The following is a 17,474-nucleotide window of genomic DNA, read 5'->3' as shown; positions in this document are numbered from 1 at the left end:
ATCCGAAAACCAAATTTCACATTTTACTATAATGTGACAGGTAATAAATTTGTACACATAAGGAGATAAAACTATGGCAAAAAACAAACTGCTAAGAATGGATAATGTTGGCATCGTTGTAGAATCCCTTGATGATGCAATCTCTTTCTTCGAGGAGATTGGCTTGAAGCTCGAAGGGCGAGCTACTGTCGAAGGTGAATGGGCTGGTCGCGTAACCGGGCTGGGTTCACAGTGTGTAGAGATTGCTATGATGGTTACCCCAGATGGCCACAGCCGACTTGAACTTTCGCGATTTCTCACCCCACCTACTGTATCAGATCACCGAACTGCTCCTGTAAATGCCCTCGGTTATCTACGCGTCATGTTCACCGTTGAAGACATTGACGAAATGGTATCCAGACTCACTAAGCATGGTGCTCAGCTCGTTGGCGAAGTGGTTCAGTACGAGGACTCGTATCGGCTCTGCTACATTCGTGGAAATGGAGGACTTCTAATCGGTTTGGCGGAACAACTCGGTAATAAATAAGTGACGTTTAAAAGAAGACTTAACTGAAATATACATTACTAGAGTAAAATATAGAAACAGAAAAGCAGTGTGAAAGTATATCGAAGAAGTCGGGTGCATCATATAAACACCGCATTCACTCTCCGGATCTGGGCGACCCTAGGTCCCGGAAACAAGAACGAGGAAGTAATTGCCGGGACACATCCGCACCGACTAACCGCATCGCGGCCGGCAGCAAGCCGCCTTAACTCGGTGGGACTTCGTGATGCATGAACTTTAACGGAAATCAATGCAAAACCAAATTAAAGAGACTCAACTAACGGGTAAGATAGCTCAATAAGCCGCCTCTTCAACGAGGCGGTTTTCTTATCGTAAAAATCAACAACAAAGTTTAACATAGCCTTTATATTAAATAAAAAACGGCCCCGTCCATCCCGCAGGACAAACGGAGCCGCTTTTGGAATTATTTGTCGTCAGGCTACCCTTATTCCACAATAAGCGTGGATTTCATCGTCGCATGGCCTTGGCCGCAAGGAAGCGAGCAGACGATATCGTAGGTGCCGGCCTTGTCGATTTTTACCGTTTTGGTCTTATTGTTGTTGTCCAAACCGACGTTTACACCGCTAATTTGCACGGCATGCATGCCTTGCTTGTTTTCCAGCGAAAACGTAACGTCCTCGCCTTTTTTCACTTTATATTCTTTCTGATCGAACTGGAAGTTCGTGGCTACCAATTTTACCTGCTGAGCCGCCGGATTGCTGTTGGCCTGCTCCGAAGCTTTCGGGGTTTCTTTGGCTCCGCACGCGGACAAGGCGAAAATCATCCCGACTGCTGCCATACTGACGATCCATTTTTTCATCTGGTAAGTCCCCTTTCAAAACCATCATGGAATATTTTTCTTATCCCATGATACAGCAACCGCCGGCCTTATGGCTGTGTCGGAGCGGTGACAACAATATGAAAACATCGTGTCATTCCCTGCCGAACCTTACCTTGGCTGGGAGCTCAGTTCCCGGATCAATCCGGCAAGCTTCCGAAGGCCAAAATTCAGACGTTCCGCCGATTCATAGGAATAAGAGAGCCGGATATAGGGGCCGCCGAGCGAGTCGTACACCGTCCCGGGGTTGAACAAGATGCCCTCCTGGAGCGCACGAGTAAATAGCGCATTCATCGAGACGGGAGGCACGATTCGCAGCCAAATGTAAAAGCCGCCCGCGGGCACACTCCATACCGCAAGCCCCGATAAATGCTTCTGCAGCATGTCCAACACGTCGTCGCGTCTTTGCCTTAATACGATACGCACCCGGCTTAAATGCTCTTCATGAAAGCCGCGTTCGAACCATTCCGTCAGCGCCCATTGAGAAAGCGAGCTTGACCCGTAATCGGTCTGCATTTTGAGATCCGCAAGCCGCCGGATGACCGGCTCCGGCCCGGTGATCCAGCCGGTGCGCAGGCCCGGGCCGACCGTCTTGGAGACGCTGCCCAAGTAAAGGACGAGGCCGTTCGGATCGCGCGCTTTCAAGGGCGGAGGCGGCGGGGCGTCCAGCCATAGCTCGCGGTAGACGTCATCCTCGATCACCGGCAGCTGCAGCCGCTCGCATTCCTGCAGCAGCTCGACGCGCCGCCGCTCCGACATGACGATGCCCGTCGGATTGTGGAAGGACGGAATCGTATACAGCATCCGGTTCGGCTGGGGCTTCAATTCAGTCAAACCGCGAATGCGAATGCCCTCCGAATCCATCTCCAGCCCCGCCAACCGGACCCCGGCAGAATGAAAGACATGCAGGGAATGCAGGTAGGAGGGGCTCTCCGTGATCATGGTGGCTCCCGGTTTGACGAGTCCGAGAGAAATAAGCTGCAGGGCTTGCAGCGCTCCCGAGACGATCAGGATGGAGGCCGGAGAAGCAACGATACCGAGCGCCTGCAGGTGGCGGCTTAGCTGCTCCCGCAGCGGCAGCAGCCCGCGTGGCTCTTCGTACCCGAGCGTGTGAATGCGGGAGGCAAGGCGGCCGAACACCTCCCCGAGCAACGGCTGCGGATACAGCGACGGAGACGGCTCTCCCGTGCTTAAACGGATCATGCCGGCTTGAAATTCCGTCTCATTGATCGTTTGGATGGTCGGCAGATTCGGCCGATGCCAGCCGGCCTGGACATACGAATCCCAGTCGGGCGGGGTGCGCGAGGTTAGCAGAGACCACGGATTGTTCACCACCTTCGTGCCGCGGCGACCGTCGCCTTCAAGCAGCCCGTCGGCGATCAGCTCCTGAAGCGCCGTAACGACGGTGGAACGGTTGACATCGAGCGCCTCGGCCAATTGCCGCTGCGTCGGGATGCGGCTGCCGACCGGCCATTCGCCGTTTTCGATTTTGCGTTTCATATAGGTTTTGATTTGCAGATAGAGCGGCAGCGGCGAACTGTCATCCGGCTGCCAGTCGATGCGGTACATCAGCGGTCATCCCTCCGTACGAAATCGGTTACTCCGATTGTAGCAAAGATCGTTTTGGTTGGGTACTCAACCAACCGTTTGGTTGAAGACTTTTCCGCCGGGGGAGGTATGATGGAGGAAGACCGGATTTATTCAGATAGCTTCAGGAGGAGAGAGGGCATGCAAGCGGTACTGCACGGATTTGTTTTAGCTCTGGGATTGATCCTCCCATTGGGGGTGCAAAACCTGTTTATTTTTCAGCAAGGGGTTGTTCAGCGGAGGTTCGTCCTTGCGCTGTCTGCATCGATCACAGCGGCTCTATGCGACACGATTCTGATTTTGGCCGCCGTTTTAGGCGTTTCCGTCGTCATTCTGGCGTTTGCTTGGGTCAAGACGGTGCTGCTCATCGCGGGCGCCGCATTTTTGCTCTATTTGGGCTGGAACGCCTGGAAAGCCGCTTCCGCTTCCGGACCGTCTATTCAAAGCTCGCCCGAATCGTTCCGGATTTCGAAGCAAATTGCCTTTACGGCGTCGATTTCGCTGCTTAATCCGCATGCGATCCTTGATACTGTCGGCGTGATCGGAACGAGCTCGCTGAACTATGCGGGAGCGGACAAAGTCGGGTTTACCGCTGCGGCGATCGTCGTATCGTGGCTGTGGTTTATCGGGATGGCCAGCGTCGGTCGGATGACCGGAAAGCTGGTTACTTCCGGACGTTTCCATGCTTGGTTGAACCGGATATCGGCTCTGATGATTTGGGGGACGGCATGTTATTTGATTTACTCCTTATTTATTTGACCGTATTCCGTGAAAACGAAGAAAATCGGCCGCAGATGCTTTTGCCTGCGGCCGACTTGCTTACTTGGCGTTCCCACGGCCGGAACGGCCCTGCTCAAACGGTGTTTTCACCGGAATGAACAAGTCGATGATTCCGATAACCAAGGCAGCCAGGATTGCACCGATAATGCTTGTCGATACGCCGCTCACGATAAACTGGGCGAGCCAAATGACCAGCGCGCTTGTTAGAAAACCGACAATCCCCCGGCCGAACGGAGTAATCCTTCTGCCAAAAATTCCTTCAATGACCCACGCTGCGATCGCGATAACCAAGGCCAGGAAAAAGGCGCTCCAGAATCCTCCGACCCTAAAGCCGGGAACGATCCAGCTGACAATCAGCAGCATTAATGCGGAAACGATAAACCTGACGAGATGTCCAAGCAAGTGCATCGTGCAGTTCCTCCTTCGTGTCTTTGCGGGTTTCGTCAAACGCTTTCGGTGCACCTTATAGGTTTTCCCAAGTCATTGGCTTTATGAATGGCAATCCTTAGCGGAAATTCATTAGCTTTACTACCCGGACTTGGATATAATAGCAATGGAGAGCTTTTTCCGGTAAGAAAGGCAGGTTTCTAAAACGAAAGCGATGAATACGAACAAGACATCATACAATCAAAAAATATTGGCGACGCTGGATTTCCGGGCGGTGCTCGAGCGCTGTGCGAACCATGCCGCGACTTCGCTCGGCAAAGGCCGGGTGGAAGAGCTTGAACCGAGCGGCGATTTTCATGAAGTGAAGCGCAGGCTTCAGGCGACTGACGAAGCGGTCAACGTGGACCGCCTGAAGGGCGGAGCGCCGTTCGGCGGCATCCGCGACATCCGGGCTGCGGTCCATCGGGCGCGGATCGGCGGCATGCTGAACCCGGTCGAGCTGCTGGATATTGCGATGACGAGTCAAGGCGGCCGCAGGCTGCGCAGGTTTCTAGAAGCGACGAATGAGGATTACAGCATTCCACTGCTTCTTGAGCTGCTCGAGCCGATGACGGACCATAAAGATTTGGAAGAACGGATTCGCGGGTGCGTTGACGAAAATGCGCAGGTCATGGATACCGCAAGCCCGGAGCTGCTGAAAATCCGTCAAGAGCTGCGGTCGAGCGAATCGAAAGCCCGCGAGCGACTGGAGCAAATGGTGCGCACGCCGTCCATCCAAAAGATGCTGCAGGACAATCTGGTAACGATCCGGGGAGACCGGTACGTCATTCCCGTAAAACAGGAATACCGCGGTCATTTTGGCGGCATGATCCACGATCAATCGGCTTCCGGGGCGACGCTGTTTATCGAGCCGGAAGCGGTCGTGCAAATGAACAACCGCGTACGCGAATTAAAGCTGAAAGAAGAGGCGGAAGTCGAGAAAATTCTCCGCATGCTGTCCGCCCTCGTAGCGGATAGCGCGGATACGCTGCTTGTCAACGTAGAGTCGCTGACGGAGCTTGACTTTATTTTCGCCAAAGCGGGCGTCGCACGCGAGATGAAAGCGACGCTGCCGCTGCTCAACGACCGAGGCTTCATCAAGCTCAAGCGCGGACGGCATCCGCTCATTCCTGCGGAAAAAGTCGTTCCTCTTGACGTGGAGCTGGGCAACCGCTATTCGACGATCATTGTGACCGGACCGAATACGGGCGGCAAGACCGTCTCGCTCAAGACGATCGGTCTGCTGTCGCTCATGGCGATGGCGGGGCTGTTCGTTCCGGCCGAGGAGGGCAGCCAGCTTTGCGTGTTCGATGCGATCTATGCGGATATCGGGGACGAGCAGAGCATCGAGCAGAACCTCAGTACGTTCTCCAGTCATATGACCAATATTATCCGGATTCTCAAAGAAATGACGCCCAAGAGCCTTGTGCTGCTTGACGAGCTCGGGGCCGGAACCGACCCTGCGGAAGGCTCGGCGCTGGCGATATCAATCTTGGAGCATATGCACCGGATGGGCTGCCGGATCGTAGCAACGACGCACTACAGCGAGCTGAAGGCGTATGCCTTTGACCGGCAGGGCGTCATCAACGCCAGCATGGAGTTCGACGTGCAGACGCTGCGCCCGACGTATCGGCTGCTTGTGGGCGTTCCGGGGCGAAGCAACGCGTTCGCGATTGCGGAGCGCCTCGGTCTGGCGAAAACCATTATCGACCATGCCCGGGGGCAGGTCGGCGAGGAGGATCAGCGCGTCGAATCGATGATCGCCACGCTCGAAGAGAACCGGCTGCAGGCTGAGGCCGAGCGCGAATCGGCGGAGCGCAACCGCCGCGAAGTCGAAACGCTGCGCGAGCAGCTTGCCGCCGAACGCCTGCGCTTCGATGAGCAGAAGGATAAGCTGTTCGAGCGTGCGGAGCGCGAGGCACAGGAGGCGGTGGCGAAAGCCCGCCGCGAAGCCGACGAGATCATCACCGAGCTCCGCAGAATCCAGCGCGAGGAAGCGGGCGGGGTGAAGGATCACAAGCTCAGTGAGCTAAAACGGCGGATGAACGATGCCGCTCCCGAGCTCCGAAGCAAGTCCAAGGCCGGCGCGCCGCGCAAAAAGGCCGACCGGATCGAGCCGGGCGACGAAGTGCTGGTGACGAATCTTGGCCAGCGGGGACATGTGGTCGAGCTGGTGAGCGAGACGGAAGTGACCGTACAGCTCGGCATTCTCAAGATGAAAGTGAACAAAGCGGACCTGGAGCTGCTGAAGCAAGCCTCCGCCCAGAAGAAACCGCAGCAGCAGGCTACTTCCAGCCTGAAGCGGACGCGCGACGAGAACGCCAAGATGGAGCTGGACTTGCGCGGGGCGAATGTGGAAGAGGCAATCATCGAAGTGGACCGTTTCCTGGACGAATCGTACTTGGCCAATTTCGGACAGGTGTTCATCATTCATGGTAAAGGCACCGGCGTGCTGCGGACCGGCATTCAAGAGTTTTTGCGCAAGCATAAGCATGTCAAGAGTTTCCGGATGGGAGCTTACAACGAAGGCGGCGCAGGGGTCACGGTAGCCGAGCTGAAATAGAAGAAGCCCGCTCTTCCTTCCGGTCGCAGCGGGCCCGCACTTATCCTTTGAAAAAATTTGATTCGACATTGAAACTCCGGCCCGCATCTTCCGTATATACGAGTGTAAGCATCGATGTTTGTGAAGCTCTGCAGGCTGAAGCGATATTTAAACAATCGTACAGGAGGAATTTTAACATGGGAATTTTCAAAAGACTGCGTGACATGACGATGGCTTCGATTAACGATCTTCTGGACAAAGCGGAAGACCCGGTAAAAATGCTCAATCAATTCCTTCGGGATATGGAAGAAGATATTTTGGAAGCCGAGTCGGCGGTTGCCAAGCAAATCGCGATCGAGAAGAAGTTCAAGCAGCAGTACGAGGAAGCGCAAGAAATGGTTCAAAAGCGCGAGGAGCAAGCGCTCAAGGCACTGGAATCCGGCAACGAGGATTTGGCCCGCCGCGCGCTGCAGGACAAGAAAGAGCATCAATTGCGCTACGACGAAATGAAGCAGCAATACGATACGGCGAAAGCCAACGCCGACCGTCTGCGCAACCAATTGTCCGAGATGAAGGACGAATTCAGCAAAATGAAGAACAAAAAGGACATTTTGGTAGCCCGTGCAGAAGCGGCCAAAGCCCAGAAGCAAATCAACCAGGCAATGACCGGCTTTGGTACCGACAATGCGGCAAAAGGCTTCGACCGGATGAGCCAAAAGGTGATGCAGCTTGAGGCGGAAGCCGAAGCGAGCAACGAGCTGCGCTCCAAAGACAAGAGCCTTGACGACGAGTTCGAAGCGCTCAGCAAAAACGACGGCGTCGACGATGAACTGGCAGCGCTTCGTGCGAAGCTGGCGGCCAAGAAGCAAGCGGAGTAAGCAACATATGGAGACTGAAGGCTCTGCGCCTTCAGTCTCTTCGGTGTTAAAACTCAACTTGATTGAGGCGAAAGGCAGGGTGGATCGATATGGCGGATAAAGAGGTGGATTTTTTGTTGAGCAACCCTTATGTTGAGACGCTGGCGTTTTTTTCGATCGCCGTGCTGGCGCTGATTGTCTTTTTGGCGATTTTCGAGCTTGTCACCAAGTATAAGGATTGGGACGAGATCAAGAAAGGTAACTTGTCGGTAGCAATGGCGACCGGGGGCAAAATATTCGGGATCTGCAACCTGTTCCGTTTTGCGATCTTGAATAACGATTCGGTGCTGCATTCGTTGATTTGGGCAGGGTACGGCTTTTTACTGCTGCTGGCGGCTTATTTTATTTTTGAGTTTTTGACGCCGTATTTCAAAATCGACGAGCAAATCCAGAAGGACAACCGGGCCGTGGGCTTTCTATCCATGGTAATTTCGGTATCGTTGTCCTATGTTATCGGCGCTAGCGTGACCTGATGCCGGGGGCCGGCGAAGAGGGCCGGCCACAATCGGATCGTTCTTCAAGACCGGAGGAGGAAGAGTCCTTGTGAAATATTTATGGGGCACCTTATTTGCGCTTGCGCTTGTTTTTTTGGGCGCGGGCGTTTACTATTTTATTAAATTTGCATAGCGTGAAGGCGTAAGCGGACCTTCACCCGCCGCCGCTAAGGGGGATGACGCGTTTGTCGCAATCAGAGAATCAGGTTTGCCCGTGGTGTCACACGGAGATCGTATGGGACCCGGAAATCGGTCCTGAAGAGGAGTGTCCGCACTGCTTCAACGAGCTGAGTGATTACCGGAGCATTAATCTGAAAATGGAGAGTTCCGATTCGGGCATCCAATATGACGATGAGGAAGAGCTGAATGATGACCTGGAACTGTCGGACGAGGAGCTGCAGCTGGCAGATGACTACGGAGAAGGCGTTCAGCAACTGCTGGACAGTCAAGAGGAAGCGCCGGAATGTTCTTCCTGCCACAGCTTTATGCTGCTGGCCGGCACCGAACCGGTTTCGGAAGCCTTTGTTCCGTTCGTGCATCCGGCGCTTGGCAAGCCGCTGCTGCAAGCGTCATTCAGCGTTCAGGTTTACTTGTGCCCGTCCTGCTTCAAGGTCGAGCGGCAGCTCGCGGAAACGGACCGGCTCGCGTTAGTCGAGCAGCTTCGGGAGCATGGAGCCAAGAAATAAGAACGACGAAAAAAGGAATTCGAAAGCAGGCATTTGCCGGCTTCCGGGTTCCTTTTTTTGGCTTTCATTCATGATTTCCGTCGAACAGGGAAGCTTAACTAAGACATTACGGATACAAGGTGAGAGCATGCATTCCGGAGCTAAACATTTTCCGCACGATTGGGTGCGAGGCAAGGATCGTGCGGAGGAGCACAGTTGGCGGGATATCGAGCAGGCAGGCCCGGCCGGCGGAAAGCCGAAGAAGAAAAAAGGCGGCCCGTTGTCGGCGCAATCCCGGCTTCTGCTGACGGTGAACGGTTTGTTTGCCGTGGCCAATGCCCTTTCCGGCACGTTCGTCAATGTGTATCTATGGAAAGCGAAGCATGATTTTACGGTTATCGGATGGTTTACGCTCATTCATCATTTGACGATGGCGCTAACGTTCTGGATTGCGGGCAAATGGGTTAAAGAACATAACAAAATGAACTGCTTGCGCACGGGGGTTGCAATTGCGGCGGTCTTTTACATGCTGGTGCTGTGGTTCGGAGGGAGGGCGGCAGACTATTTCGCGCTGCTGGGAGCCATACAGGGGTTGTCATCGGGCTTGTTCTGGCTTGCATTCAACGTCGTCTATTTCGAGGTGACGGGCCCGGACGACCGCGACCGGTTCAACGGATGGGCGGGACTGCTCGGATCGGGGGCGGGGATGATCGCGCCCTGGATTTCCGGTTTTTTAATTGTCCGGATGCATGCGGCGACGGGGTATCGGCTCATTTTTACCTTGTCGCTGATTGTGTTTGTGGTCGGGGTGATCTTCAGCTTTTTCCTGAAAAAGCGTAAAACGTCCGGGACCTACGAATGGTTTCTCGCCTGGCGGTGCTTGAGACATCAGGATACGGCTTGGCGCAAGGTCGGGCTTGCGCTTGCGGCCCAAGGCGTCCGGGAGGGCGTGTTCGGCTTCATGATCGGACTGCTGGTATATGTTCATACCGGGAGTGAGATGTCGCTGGGCAATTTCTCGCTCATTACTTCCGCGGTAGCGCTGCTTAGTTTTTTGGTGGCGGGCAAGCTGCTGAAGCCCCGATTTCGGGGGAGAGCGATGCTGCTCGGCGCGGTGATGCTGGTGCTTGTCATTTTGCCGTTTTTTTGGAAGGTCAATTTCGTCACGCTGCTGCTGTTCGGGGTAGGCGCGGCCGTCTTTTATCCGCTATACGGCATTCCCATGACCTCCATCGTCTTCGATCTCATCGGGCGGGAGGAGGAGAGCGTGAAGAAGCGGGAGGAATACATCGTCATGCGGGAGCTCGCACTGAATGCGGGCCGATTGCTCGGCACCGCTGTTTTTATTGCCGTCGTTTCGCTTACCAAGTCGCCTGCCGCTATGAACTGGCTGCTGCTAGGCATCGGCAGCTCGCCGCTCGCCGTATGGTATTGGATGCGCAAAGCGGAGATGGCGTGAACTCCCGTGCAGCTTGCTAAAAACATACCTTCCCGATAAAATAAGAGGGATAGGGAAGGGAGCGGCAGGCAGCATGAAGAGAACTAACGGAAAAATGGTGAACAGCATTACGGAGCTGATCGGCGATACGCCGGCCGTGCGCATCCGCAGGCTGGTTGGGGAAAACGATGCGGAGCTGTATGTGAAGCTGGAATATTTCAACCCGAGCGGAAGCGTCAAGGACCGCGCGGCGTTCAACTTGATCGCGCAGGCGGAAAAGGATGGCCTGATCGGCCCGGGCGCGACGATTATCGAGCCGACCAGCGGCAATACCGGGATCGGCTTGGCGATGAACGCCGCGGCCAAGGGCTACAAGGCGATTCTGATCATGCCGGACAACATGACGAAAGAGCGGATTAACCTGCTGAAAGCGTACGGAGCGGAGGTTGTCCTGACGCCCGCTGAGCAGCGGATGCCAGGAGCGATCCGCAAGGCGGTGGAGCTGCAGGCGCAAATTCCGAACAGCTTCATCCCGCAGCAGTTTGAGAACAAGGCGAATCCGGACATTCACCGGACGACGACGGCGCTGGAAATCATCGAGCAGATGGAAGGGCGGCTCGATGCATTCGTCGCGACCGCCGGTACGGGCGGCACGATTACAGGCACGGGCGAGGTGCTTCGCGAGAAGCTTCCGGAAGTGCAAATCTACGTCGTCGAGCCCCAAGGCTCTCCGGTTCTGTCAGGCGGCGAGCCGGGACCCCATAAGCTCGTAGGCACAAGCCCCGGCTTCGTGCCGAAAATTTTGAACATCGGCGTTTACGATGAAATCGTGCAGGTATCCGACGAGGATGCACTGCAAACGACGCGGGACTTGGCGCGTCTCGAAGGCATTCTGGTCGGTCCGTCCGCCGGAGCGTCGGTCTGGACGGGGCTTCAAATTGCCCGCAAGCTCGGCCGCGGCAAGCGTGTGCTGTGCATTGCGCCGGATACCGGAGAGCGCTATTTGAGCATGGGGATCTTTTGATCCGATAGGGAAGACAGGCTTGTCCGATAAGGGCAGGCCTGTTTTAACGAGAAGTGGTCTTATTCAAAAATAGAGAAATATACAGAGGTGGGGTATCTACTGGAGGAGCGATAGCGTTCGCCTTTGTCTTCGGGAAATATCCGCTAATAAGCGGCTTCCAATCAAATTTCCCGATGACAACAGCGACCGGAAGTAGATACCCCACCCCCTCGTGCACCTCTATTATCTCAATGGTCCACTTCCTCGATACTTTTAGGCTGTCCGACAAAGGACAAGCCTATTTTATTTGCAAACTCCGTCGGATATGTTGAATAAATATGCAATTAAATGTATAATAATCAATAGAGATCAATCTCGACATTGAAAAGCAGTATGGAAGAGAGGGAGCCAAGGATGAAAATCGCGCTGCATAACGAGCTTCCGGGCGAAGCGCAGTTTCAGCAGTTGATAGACTCCGTGTCCGAACGGACCGGCGAGCGCCGGCCGCTGGCTTACGAAGCTTTATGCGACGGGGGCCCTGTCATTGCGGCCTATGATCAAGGGGTACTGGTCGGCCTTGGGCGGCTGGTAGGCGACGGTATCGGACAGCAAGCGTTTGAATGCAAAATCAAGCCCGGCTACGAACGGCGGGAAATCGAAGCCTATATGCGCAAGCTGCTGGCCGTTTCCCCGGTAGAGAGTCATTGCCATTGCTGATACGGGCTTGCCATAAGCCGTTATTGACCTCCGAATGGGTTTCGGAGGTTTTTTGCTATGCACGGGAAGATGGTTTCCGTTAGCCGCGGGATGCGGGCCCGCATAATTTTACTTTGCCAAAGCGTGGCTGACGGGTGTAATATGGAGTAATAAGCCATCGGTTCCGGCACTCGTTGCGAGGCTGCGACCCCGCAGGCTTCCCGGCTCACGGTGGATTCGCCGGGTGAGGCCGTTTGCTTCGTATATCTAGTAGGAGGGCGTTGTCATTGGAACAATTCAAAATGAAAATCATCGAGCTGCTGAAGGAAGACGCTAGACGTACGCCGGCTCTGATTGCGACTATGTTGGGGGAGTCCGAAGCCGAAGTGGCGGAAGCGATCCGCGAGCTGGAGGAAGCGAACGTGATCGTGAAATATGCGACGGTCGTCAACTGGGCCAAGGTGGATAACGAGAAGGTCACCGCCTTGATCGAAGTGCAGATTACGCCGGAGCGAGGACGGGGCTTCGATGCGATTGCCGAGCGCATTTACTTATATCCGGAAGTCAAATCGGTTTATTTGATGTCGGGGGCTTACGATCTGCTGGTGGAAATCGAAGGGAAGACGCTGAAGGAAGTGGCGTCGTTCGTTTCCAACAAGCTCTCTCCGATCGACCGTGTGCTTTCGACCAAAACGCATTTCATTCTTAAAAAATACAAGCAAGACGGAATCGTCTTTGAAGATCATGAGGATGACCGCCGTCTTTTAATCTCGCCGTAAAGGACGCTGAAAAGCAATGATTGAGTCAAAACAGGTACAGCAGGTCAAGTCAATGCACGGGTATTTGGCGCCGCTCGTGCAGGAAATTCCGCCTTCGGGGATTCGCAAGTTTTTTGACTTGGTAAGCGGGAGCAAGGATATTATTTCTCTTGGCGTCGGGGAGCCTGATTTTCACACGCCTTGGCATGTCCGGGAATCGTGCGTTTATTCATTGGAGCGGGGGAATACGAAATATACGCCTAACGCCGGCCTGCTCGAGCTTCGCGAGGCGATCGCGGAGTACTTGTACGAATCGTTCCAACTGCTCTACGAGCCGTCGGACGAGGTCATGGTGACGGTCGGAGGCAGCGAGGCCATCGATCTTGCGCTGCGCGCTTTGATCGCCCCGGGAGACGAAATTTTGATTCCGGAACCGACTTACATTTCCTATAGTCCGATCGCGCGGATCAGCGGAGGCATTCCCGTCGGAATCGAAACGTTCGCCAAGGACCAGTTCAAGCTGAAGCCGGAAGCGCTGAAAGCGGTCATTACGCCCCGCTCGAAGGTGCTCATCTTGTGTTACCCGAGCAACCCGACCGGCGGAATCATGACGTACGAGGACTGGCTGCCGATCGCGAAAATTGTGGAGGAGAACGACCTGATCGTCATTTCCGACGAAATCTATGCCGAGCTCACCTACGAGCAAAAGCATGTCAGCTTCGCGTCGATGCCCGGCATGCGGGACCGCACGATTCTCGTGAGCGGCTTCTCCAAGGCGTTTGCCATGACCGGATGGCGGATGGGGTATGCTTGCGGGCATCAAGATCTCATTTCGGCGATGCTGAAAATCCATCAGTATACGGTCATGTGCGCTCCGTCCATGGCGCAAGTGGCTGCGCTCGAAGCGCTCACGAACGGGATGGAGGAGAAGGACAAGATGGTCGAGTCCTACAACCAGCGGAGACGTTTGGTCGTCCATGGCTTCCGGGAGATCGGCCTGCCGTGTCATGAGCCTCAGGGCGCGTTCTACGCTTTCCCTTCCATCCAGTCCACGGGACTGACTTCGGAGGAATTCGCGCAGCGGCTGCTGTTTGAGGCCAAGGTCGCGGCGGTGCCCGGGCAAGTATTCGGCCTTGGCGGCGAGGGCTTTATCCGCTGCTCGTATGCGACATCGGTCAATCAATTGACAGAAGCAATCGACAGGATTGGAAATTTCATAAAAAAGTTGTAATTTCGTCAAAATAAATCATTTTCAAATCCCCCAAAAACTGGTATCTTATAGGTATAAAAGGTTAAATCTATGACTTACCTATAAAAACTTGTCAGCTTAGGTCTGATGACGACGACCCGGTGGGAGGGATGGGGATGGCTTTTCCGGAATATCAGCTTCGGCAATATTTGAACGTCGGCTGGATTCGCGACAGCGAGCACAAGGCCAAGTGGACTTTTGGAAAAAGAAAACAGGCCTCAGCCGCCGTTTCGCTGGAAGATGACATCTACAAGCTCCGGCGTCAGCTGGAACAGCTTGTACAGAACGGGAACAGCCTCACGTCCCCTGAAGTTGTCGAAATCAGCATGCAGTTGGATATTAAAATCAATGAATATATGAATCGCCCTAAAGGGGACCGACGTTGAGTGGTCCCTTTTTGCTTTGTCGAAAAAGCTTTGAAAGCGCGGCCCCGACTATGGTAAGATACAAGGATAGAGAGCTGCGGAGACGGGCTTCCGGCGGCACGGATAGAGGGGGAGACAAAGGGACGATGCGAAGGAGATGGCTTCTTGGTTTGCTGCTGATCTTCGTGCTCGCGGGCTGCGGAGGACCGAAGGCGGACGTGACAGTATTTTTGATGGGGAAAAGCGGCATTCCGACGGAAATCGGGGAAAAACTGCAAGCGTCGCTGCAGAGCAAAATCGGACAGGCGCCCACCGTACAAGTCGTGACGTCGCCGTTGTTTTCGCTCGAGAAAATGATGGTCGAGATTGCCGCCGGAGGGCACGGGGTATTGATTATTCCGGCCGAGCAGTTCAAGGGTATGGGGCAGCAAGGCGGATACGTGTCGCTTGACGACGTGGCGAAGCCGGAGGATTTTGCCGAAGGCGTCATGGAAATTCCCGTGGGCGACAAGAAGGAGAAGCATCTGTATGGCATCCCGATGGAGAAGTCTCTTTGGTTCACGGAGCTTCAATTGAACGGCAAGGATCTGTTTGCGTTCATTCCGCAGAATGCTCCAGACCCAGAAAAAGCAAAGCAAGTGTTAAAAATCATTGCGCAAAAGTAATCGTTCGTAAGGCAGGCTCCATGTAGGAGCCGGCGGCGGACGAATAATCGAATAGCGGTTCGGGTGCTTGCGGGCGGAGGAAGCCTGCGAGTTAAAAGGGAAGCCGGTGCGACTCCGGCGCGGTCCCGCCACTGTGAACGGGCGAATGCTCTCCGGGAAGCCACTGCTTGATGCCAAGCGGGAAGGCGGGGAGCTCCGGAAGGAAGCCCGTAAGCCAGGAAACCTGCCCGAACGGCAAGCGAAGCGTCCTTCGAGGAAAAGGAGCGGAATCGGACAGCCGGCAGGCGGTGTGCCGTCTTTGGACAGGCGGATCGCGGACGGCGGTCCGTCTGTGCTCTTTTCCCTGGAGATGCTCCAGGGGTGAAGGGCCTTTTTCGTTTTAGGCGGAAACAAAATAAACCATATATCCAGAGGAGTTTTGGAAGATGAAAGCTAAACTTACCACCAAGAGTTTGCGTAAAACATGGTTAGCTGCGATCTTGAGCTTGGCGTTGGCCGCATCGCTGGCCGGCTGTGGAAGTGCGGCGAAGACGCCGGGGCAGGGAGAGCTGGCCAACCCGCCGAAGGCCGACGGCACGAAGCAGGATGGGGCGGCGTCGACCGCCAAGCGAACGTCGTATCCTTTGAAGGTGAAGGATGCTACGGGCAAGGAGTTCGTGTTTGAGAAGGCGCCGGAGCGAATTGCATCCACCTCGCCGAGTGAAACGGAAGCGCTCTTCGCTCTGGGTCTTGGAGATAAGGTGGTCGGCGTCTCGGACTTCTGCGATTACCCTGCGGAGGCGAAGGCGAAGCCGAAGATGGGCAGCATCGTCAAGCCGAATGAAGAAGCGTTGATCGGGGCCAATGCGGATCTGGTCATGACCGGGGTGTCGATGAAGACGCAGGTGGTCGACAAACTGCGCGAGCTGAAAATCAACATGTTCAAGGTCGAGCCGAAAACGCTGGACGACGTGATGAACAACCTCTTGATGATGGGGCAAATCTTCGACCGTCAGGAGCAGGCGCAAAAGCTCGTCGATTCGATGAAAGCCGACCGTCAGAAAGTCGTGGATGCCGTGAAGGATTTGAAGCCGGAGCAGAAGAAAAAGGTGTTCATCGAATTTTCCCCGGGCTGGACGGTCGGCAAAGGCGAATTTATCGACGAATTGATCACGCTGTCCGGCGGAATCAACGTAGCCGGCAGTGAAAAGGGCTATGTTCGAATCAGCGAAGAGAAAATTATCGCGGATAATCCACAGGTGATCATTTACCCCAATGGCATTATTGACGACAAGTCGAAAAAGCCGATGGACCAGTTGATCCGCGAACGCAGCGGCTGGGACAAAATCGAAGCGGTCCGGTCCGGCAAGCTGGCCGGTGTCGACAAAGATTTGATCAGCCGTCCGGGGCCGCGCATTACGGCCGGGCTTGTAGAGATTGCCAAAGGGATTTATCCGGATCTGGTGAAATAAAATGAAGCGTAAGCTGTGGATATGGGGCGGAGGCGCCATCGTCCTGCTTCTGCTGTCCGCGACGGCTGCCCTGTCCGTCGGTTCGGTTAACGTGCCGTTCGGGCACGTGTGGGGTATCCTCCTGCATCAACTTCCATGGCCCGGCGAGCGCATCCCCGAAACCTGGAGCATGGCGTCGGAGCAGATTATATGGAAGGTGCGGCTGCCCAGGGTGGCGCTGGGACTGCTGGTTGGGGCGGCGCTCGGGCTGGCGGGCGCGGCATTCCAGGGTGTGCTGCGCAATCCGCTTGCCGATCCGTACACGCTCGGCGTCTCGTCGGGGGCATCCGTAGGGGCTTCCTTCCTGATACTGTTCGGGCTGCAGTTTTCGCTGCTCGGGGAATGGAGCGTGCCGGTTGTCGCGTTTGCGACAGGGACGCTTACGCTGAGCGCGGTGCTGCTGCTCGCCCGGACGGAAGGCAAGCTTCGGATGGAAACGGTTATTTTGTCCGGCGTCGTGATGCAGGCATTTCTCGGCTCGTTCGTTTCGCTGATGGTTTCGATGTCCAAGCAGGTCATCAATGAAATCGTATTTTGGATGATGGGCAGTCTGGCGCTGCGCGGATGGTCTTATTCTCTTATACTGCTTCCTTATCTGGCCGTCGGAGCGGCGATATTGCTCGGATTCGGGCGGGCCATGAATCTGTTTGCTCTTGGCGAGCGGCAGGCGGCCCATCTGGGCGTTCACGTGGAACGGACGAAGCTCGTCGTCTTGATCGCTTCTACTTTGATAACGGCGGCTGCGGTATCGGTGTCCGGCGTCATTGCTTTTGTCGGCTTGCTCGTGCCGCATCTTCTGCGTTTGCTGGTCGGTCCGGACTACCGTCTGCTGCTGCCGCTGTCGCTCATCGGAGGCGCCATCTATGTCGTGTTGGCGGATACGCTGGCGCGTACGCTGCTTAGCCCGACGGAAATTCCGCTAGGCGTCGTCACGGCTTTTATGGGGGCGCCTTTCTTCGCTTATTTGCTGCGGCGGCGGAAGCGGGCGATTCGGGGAAGATAAAGCCGGAGCTGCTG

18 protein-coding genes and 1 riboswitch are annotated in these 17,474 nt (G+C 55.2%); of the genes, 15 read left to right on the top strand and 3 right to left on the bottom strand.

The window, feature by feature from the left end; all coding sequences use genetic code 11:
• Nucleotides 1–73: 73 nt before the first annotated feature.
• Nucleotides 74–526: a VOC family protein gene (locus KQX66_RS23275; RefSeq protein ID WP_216795204.1), complete on the top strand. Its 453-nt coding sequence runs from the start codon at nt 74–76 to the stop codon at nt 524–526.
• Nucleotides 527–989: 463 nt separating this feature from the next.
• Here the strand turns inward: KQX66_RS23275 and KQX66_RS23270 are convergent, their stop codons facing one another.
• The gene (locus KQX66_RS23270; RefSeq protein WP_216795203.1) at nt 990–1,364 is read right to left on the bottom strand and encodes a cupredoxin domain-containing protein; all 375 of its coding nucleotides are present in this window, start codon (nt 1,362–1,364) and stop codon (nt 990–992) included.
• Nucleotides 1,365–1,493: 129 nt separating this feature from the next.
• Nucleotides 1,494–2,951: an aminotransferase-like domain-containing protein gene (locus KQX66_RS23265; RefSeq protein WP_216795202.1), complete on the bottom strand. Its 1,458-nt coding sequence runs from the start codon at nt 2,949–2,951 to the stop codon at nt 1,494–1,496.
• A 159-nt stretch (nt 2,952–3,110) separates the two neighbouring features.
• Between KQX66_RS23265 and KQX66_RS23260 the strand changes: the two genes are divergently transcribed.
• The gene (locus KQX66_RS23260; protein ID WP_216795201.1) at nt 3,111–3,728 is read left to right on the top strand and encodes a LysE/ArgO family amino acid transporter; all 618 of its coding nucleotides are present in this window, start codon (nt 3,111–3,113) and stop codon (nt 3,726–3,728) included.
• Between the two features lie 60 nt (nt 3,729–3,788).
• Here KQX66_RS23260 and KQX66_RS23255 read toward each other — a convergent pair whose 3' ends face one another.
• Nucleotides 3,789–4,157, bottom strand: a complete 369-nt coding sequence (locus KQX66_RS23255) for a phage holin family protein (RefSeq protein ID WP_216795200.1) — start codon at nt 4,155–4,157, stop codon at nt 3,789–3,791.
• 193 nt (nt 4,158–4,350) lie between these two features.
• Here KQX66_RS23255 and KQX66_RS23250 point away from each other — a divergent pair, with 193 nt between their 5' ends.
• From KQX66_RS23250 to KQX66_RS23190, 13 genes are all read left to right on the top strand, one after another.
• The gene (locus KQX66_RS23250; protein ID WP_216795199.1) at nt 4,351–6,738 is read left to right on the top strand and encodes an endonuclease MutS2; all 2,388 of its coding nucleotides are present in this window, start codon (nt 4,351–4,353) and stop codon (nt 6,736–6,738) included.
• Nucleotides 6,739–6,914: 176 nt separating this feature from the next.
• On the top strand, nt 6,915–7,595 hold the full coding sequence (locus KQX66_RS23245; RefSeq protein ID WP_216795198.1) for a PspA/IM30 family protein: 681 nt from the start codon (nt 6,915–6,917) through the stop codon (nt 7,593–7,595).
• A gap of 89 nt (nt 7,596–7,684) precedes the next feature.
• Nucleotides 7,685–8,107 carry a DUF350 domain-containing protein gene (locus KQX66_RS23240; protein WP_216795197.1) on the top strand — a complete coding sequence of 141 codons (423 nt, stop codon included), beginning with the start codon at nt 7,685–7,687 and terminating at the stop codon, nt 8,105–8,107.
• A 197-nt stretch (nt 8,108–8,304) separates the two neighbouring features.
• A complete protein-coding gene (locus tag KQX66_RS23235; protein WP_216795196.1) occupies nt 8,305–8,814 on the top strand; it encodes a hypothetical protein in 510 nt (169 codons plus the stop codon).
• 127 nt (nt 8,815–8,941) lie between these two features.
• Nucleotides 8,942–10,252 (top strand): MFS transporter, encoded by a 1,311-nt coding sequence (locus KQX66_RS23230; protein ID WP_216795195.1) that lies wholly within the window; start codon nt 8,942–8,944, stop codon nt 10,250–10,252.
• A gap of 73 nt (nt 10,253–10,325) precedes the next feature.
• Entirely contained in the window at nt 10,326–11,255 is a 930-nt protein-coding gene (gene cysK, locus KQX66_RS23225) for a cysteine synthase A (protein WP_216795194.1), read from the top strand.
• Between the two features lie 393 nt (nt 11,256–11,648).
• Entirely contained in the window at nt 11,649–11,951 is a 303-nt protein-coding gene (locus KQX66_RS23220) for a hypothetical protein (protein ID WP_216795193.1), read from the top strand.
• 281 nt (nt 11,952–12,232) lie between these two features.
• Nucleotides 12,233–12,709 (top strand): Lrp/AsnC family transcriptional regulator, encoded by a 477-nt coding sequence (locus KQX66_RS23215; RefSeq protein WP_216795276.1) that lies wholly within the window; start codon nt 12,233–12,235, stop codon nt 12,707–12,709.
• Nucleotides 12,710–12,725: 16 nt separating this feature from the next.
• Nucleotides 12,726–13,919, top strand: coding sequence for an aminotransferase class I/II-fold pyridoxal phosphate-dependent enzyme (locus KQX66_RS23210; RefSeq protein WP_216795192.1), 1,194 nt, complete (start codon nt 12,726–12,728; stop codon nt 13,917–13,919).
• A gap of 134 nt (nt 13,920–14,053) precedes the next feature.
• Nucleotides 14,054–14,323, top strand: a complete 270-nt coding sequence (locus tag KQX66_RS23205) for an aspartyl-phosphate phosphatase Spo0E family protein (RefSeq protein ID WP_010497004.1) — start codon at nt 14,054–14,056, stop codon at nt 14,321–14,323.
• A 125-nt stretch (nt 14,324–14,448) separates the two neighbouring features.
• Nucleotides 14,449–14,967 carry a hypothetical protein gene (locus KQX66_RS23200; protein ID WP_216795191.1) on the top strand — a complete coding sequence of 173 codons (519 nt, stop codon included), beginning with the start codon at nt 14,449–14,451 and terminating at the stop codon, nt 14,965–14,967.
• Nucleotides 14,968–15,011: 44 nt separating this feature from the next.
• Nucleotides 15,012–15,212: riboswitch (cobalamin riboswitch) on the top strand.
• Nucleotides 15,213–15,392: 180 nt separating this feature from the next.
• On the top strand, nt 15,393–16,418 hold the full coding sequence (locus KQX66_RS23195) for an ABC transporter substrate-binding protein (protein ID WP_216795190.1): 1,026 nt from the start codon (nt 15,393–15,395) through the stop codon (nt 16,416–16,418).
• A gap of 1 nt (nt 16,419) precedes the next feature.
• Nucleotides 16,420–17,460, top strand: coding sequence for a FecCD family ABC transporter permease (locus KQX66_RS23190; protein WP_216795189.1), 1,041 nt, complete (start codon nt 16,420–16,422; stop codon nt 17,458–17,460).
• The last annotated feature ends 14 nt before the right edge of the window (nt 17,461–17,474 follow it).

The organism is Paenibacillus oleatilyticus, from assembly GCF_018998565.1.
In the GTDB taxonomy this organism is placed as follows: domain Bacteria; phylum Bacillota; class Bacilli; order Paenibacillales; family NBRC-103111; genus Paenibacillus_G; species Paenibacillus_G oleatilyticus.
Note: the sequence above shows the minus strand (reverse complement) of the source record. Positions and strands in the feature narration are given on the sequence as shown.

Coding starts and splice junctions, on each gene's coding strand:
- KQX66_RS23275 (WP_216795204.1), top strand. CDS start 74: ATGGCAAAAAACAAACTGCTAAGAATGGATAATGTTGGCATCGTTGTA.
- KQX66_RS23270 (WP_216795203.1), bottom strand. CDS start 1,364: ATGAAAAAATGGATCGTCAGTATGGCAGCAGTCGGGATGATTTTCGCC.
- KQX66_RS23265 (WP_216795202.1), bottom strand. CDS start 2,951: ATGTACCGCATCGACTGGCAGCCGGATGACAGTTCGCCGCTGCCGCTC.
- KQX66_RS23260 (WP_216795201.1), top strand. CDS start 3,111: ATGCAAGCGGTACTGCACGGATTTGTTTTAGCTCTGGGATTGATCCTC.
- KQX66_RS23255 (WP_216795200.1), bottom strand. CDS start 4,157: ATGCACTTGCTTGGACATCTCGTCAGGTTTATCGTTTCCGCATTAATG.
- KQX66_RS23250 (WP_216795199.1), top strand. CDS start 4,351: ATGAATACGAACAAGACATCATACAATCAAAAAATATTGGCGACGCTG.
- KQX66_RS23245 (WP_216795198.1), top strand. CDS start 6,915: ATGGGAATTTTCAAAAGACTGCGTGACATGACGATGGCTTCGATTAAC.
- KQX66_RS23240 (WP_216795197.1), top strand. CDS start 7,685: ATGGCGGATAAAGAGGTGGATTTTTTGTTGAGCAACCCTTATGTTGAG.
- KQX66_RS23235 (WP_216795196.1), top strand. CDS start 8,305: ATGACGCGTTTGTCGCAATCAGAGAATCAGGTTTGCCCGTGGTGTCAC.
- KQX66_RS23230 (WP_216795195.1), top strand. CDS start 8,942: ATGCATTCCGGAGCTAAACATTTTCCGCACGATTGGGTGCGAGGCAAG.
- cysK (WP_216795194.1), top strand. CDS start 10,326: ATGAAGAGAACTAACGGAAAAATGGTGAACAGCATTACGGAGCTGATC.
- KQX66_RS23220 (WP_216795193.1), top strand. CDS start 11,649: ATGAAAATCGCGCTGCATAACGAGCTTCCGGGCGAAGCGCAGTTTCAG.
- KQX66_RS23215 (WP_216795276.1), top strand. CDS start 12,233: ATGAAAATCATCGAGCTGCTGAAGGAAGACGCTAGACGTACGCCGGCT.
- KQX66_RS23210 (WP_216795192.1), top strand. CDS start 12,726: ATGATTGAGTCAAAACAGGTACAGCAGGTCAAGTCAATGCACGGGTAT.
- KQX66_RS23205 (WP_010497004.1), top strand. CDS start 14,054: ATGGCTTTTCCGGAATATCAGCTTCGGCAATATTTGAACGTCGGCTGG.
- KQX66_RS23200 (WP_216795191.1), top strand. CDS start 14,449: ATGCGAAGGAGATGGCTTCTTGGTTTGCTGCTGATCTTCGTGCTCGCG.
- KQX66_RS23195 (WP_216795190.1), top strand. CDS start 15,393: ATGAAAGCTAAACTTACCACCAAGAGTTTGCGTAAAACATGGTTAGCT.
- KQX66_RS23190 (WP_216795189.1), top strand. CDS start 16,420: ATGAAGCGTAAGCTGTGGATATGGGGCGGAGGCGCCATCGTCCTGCTT.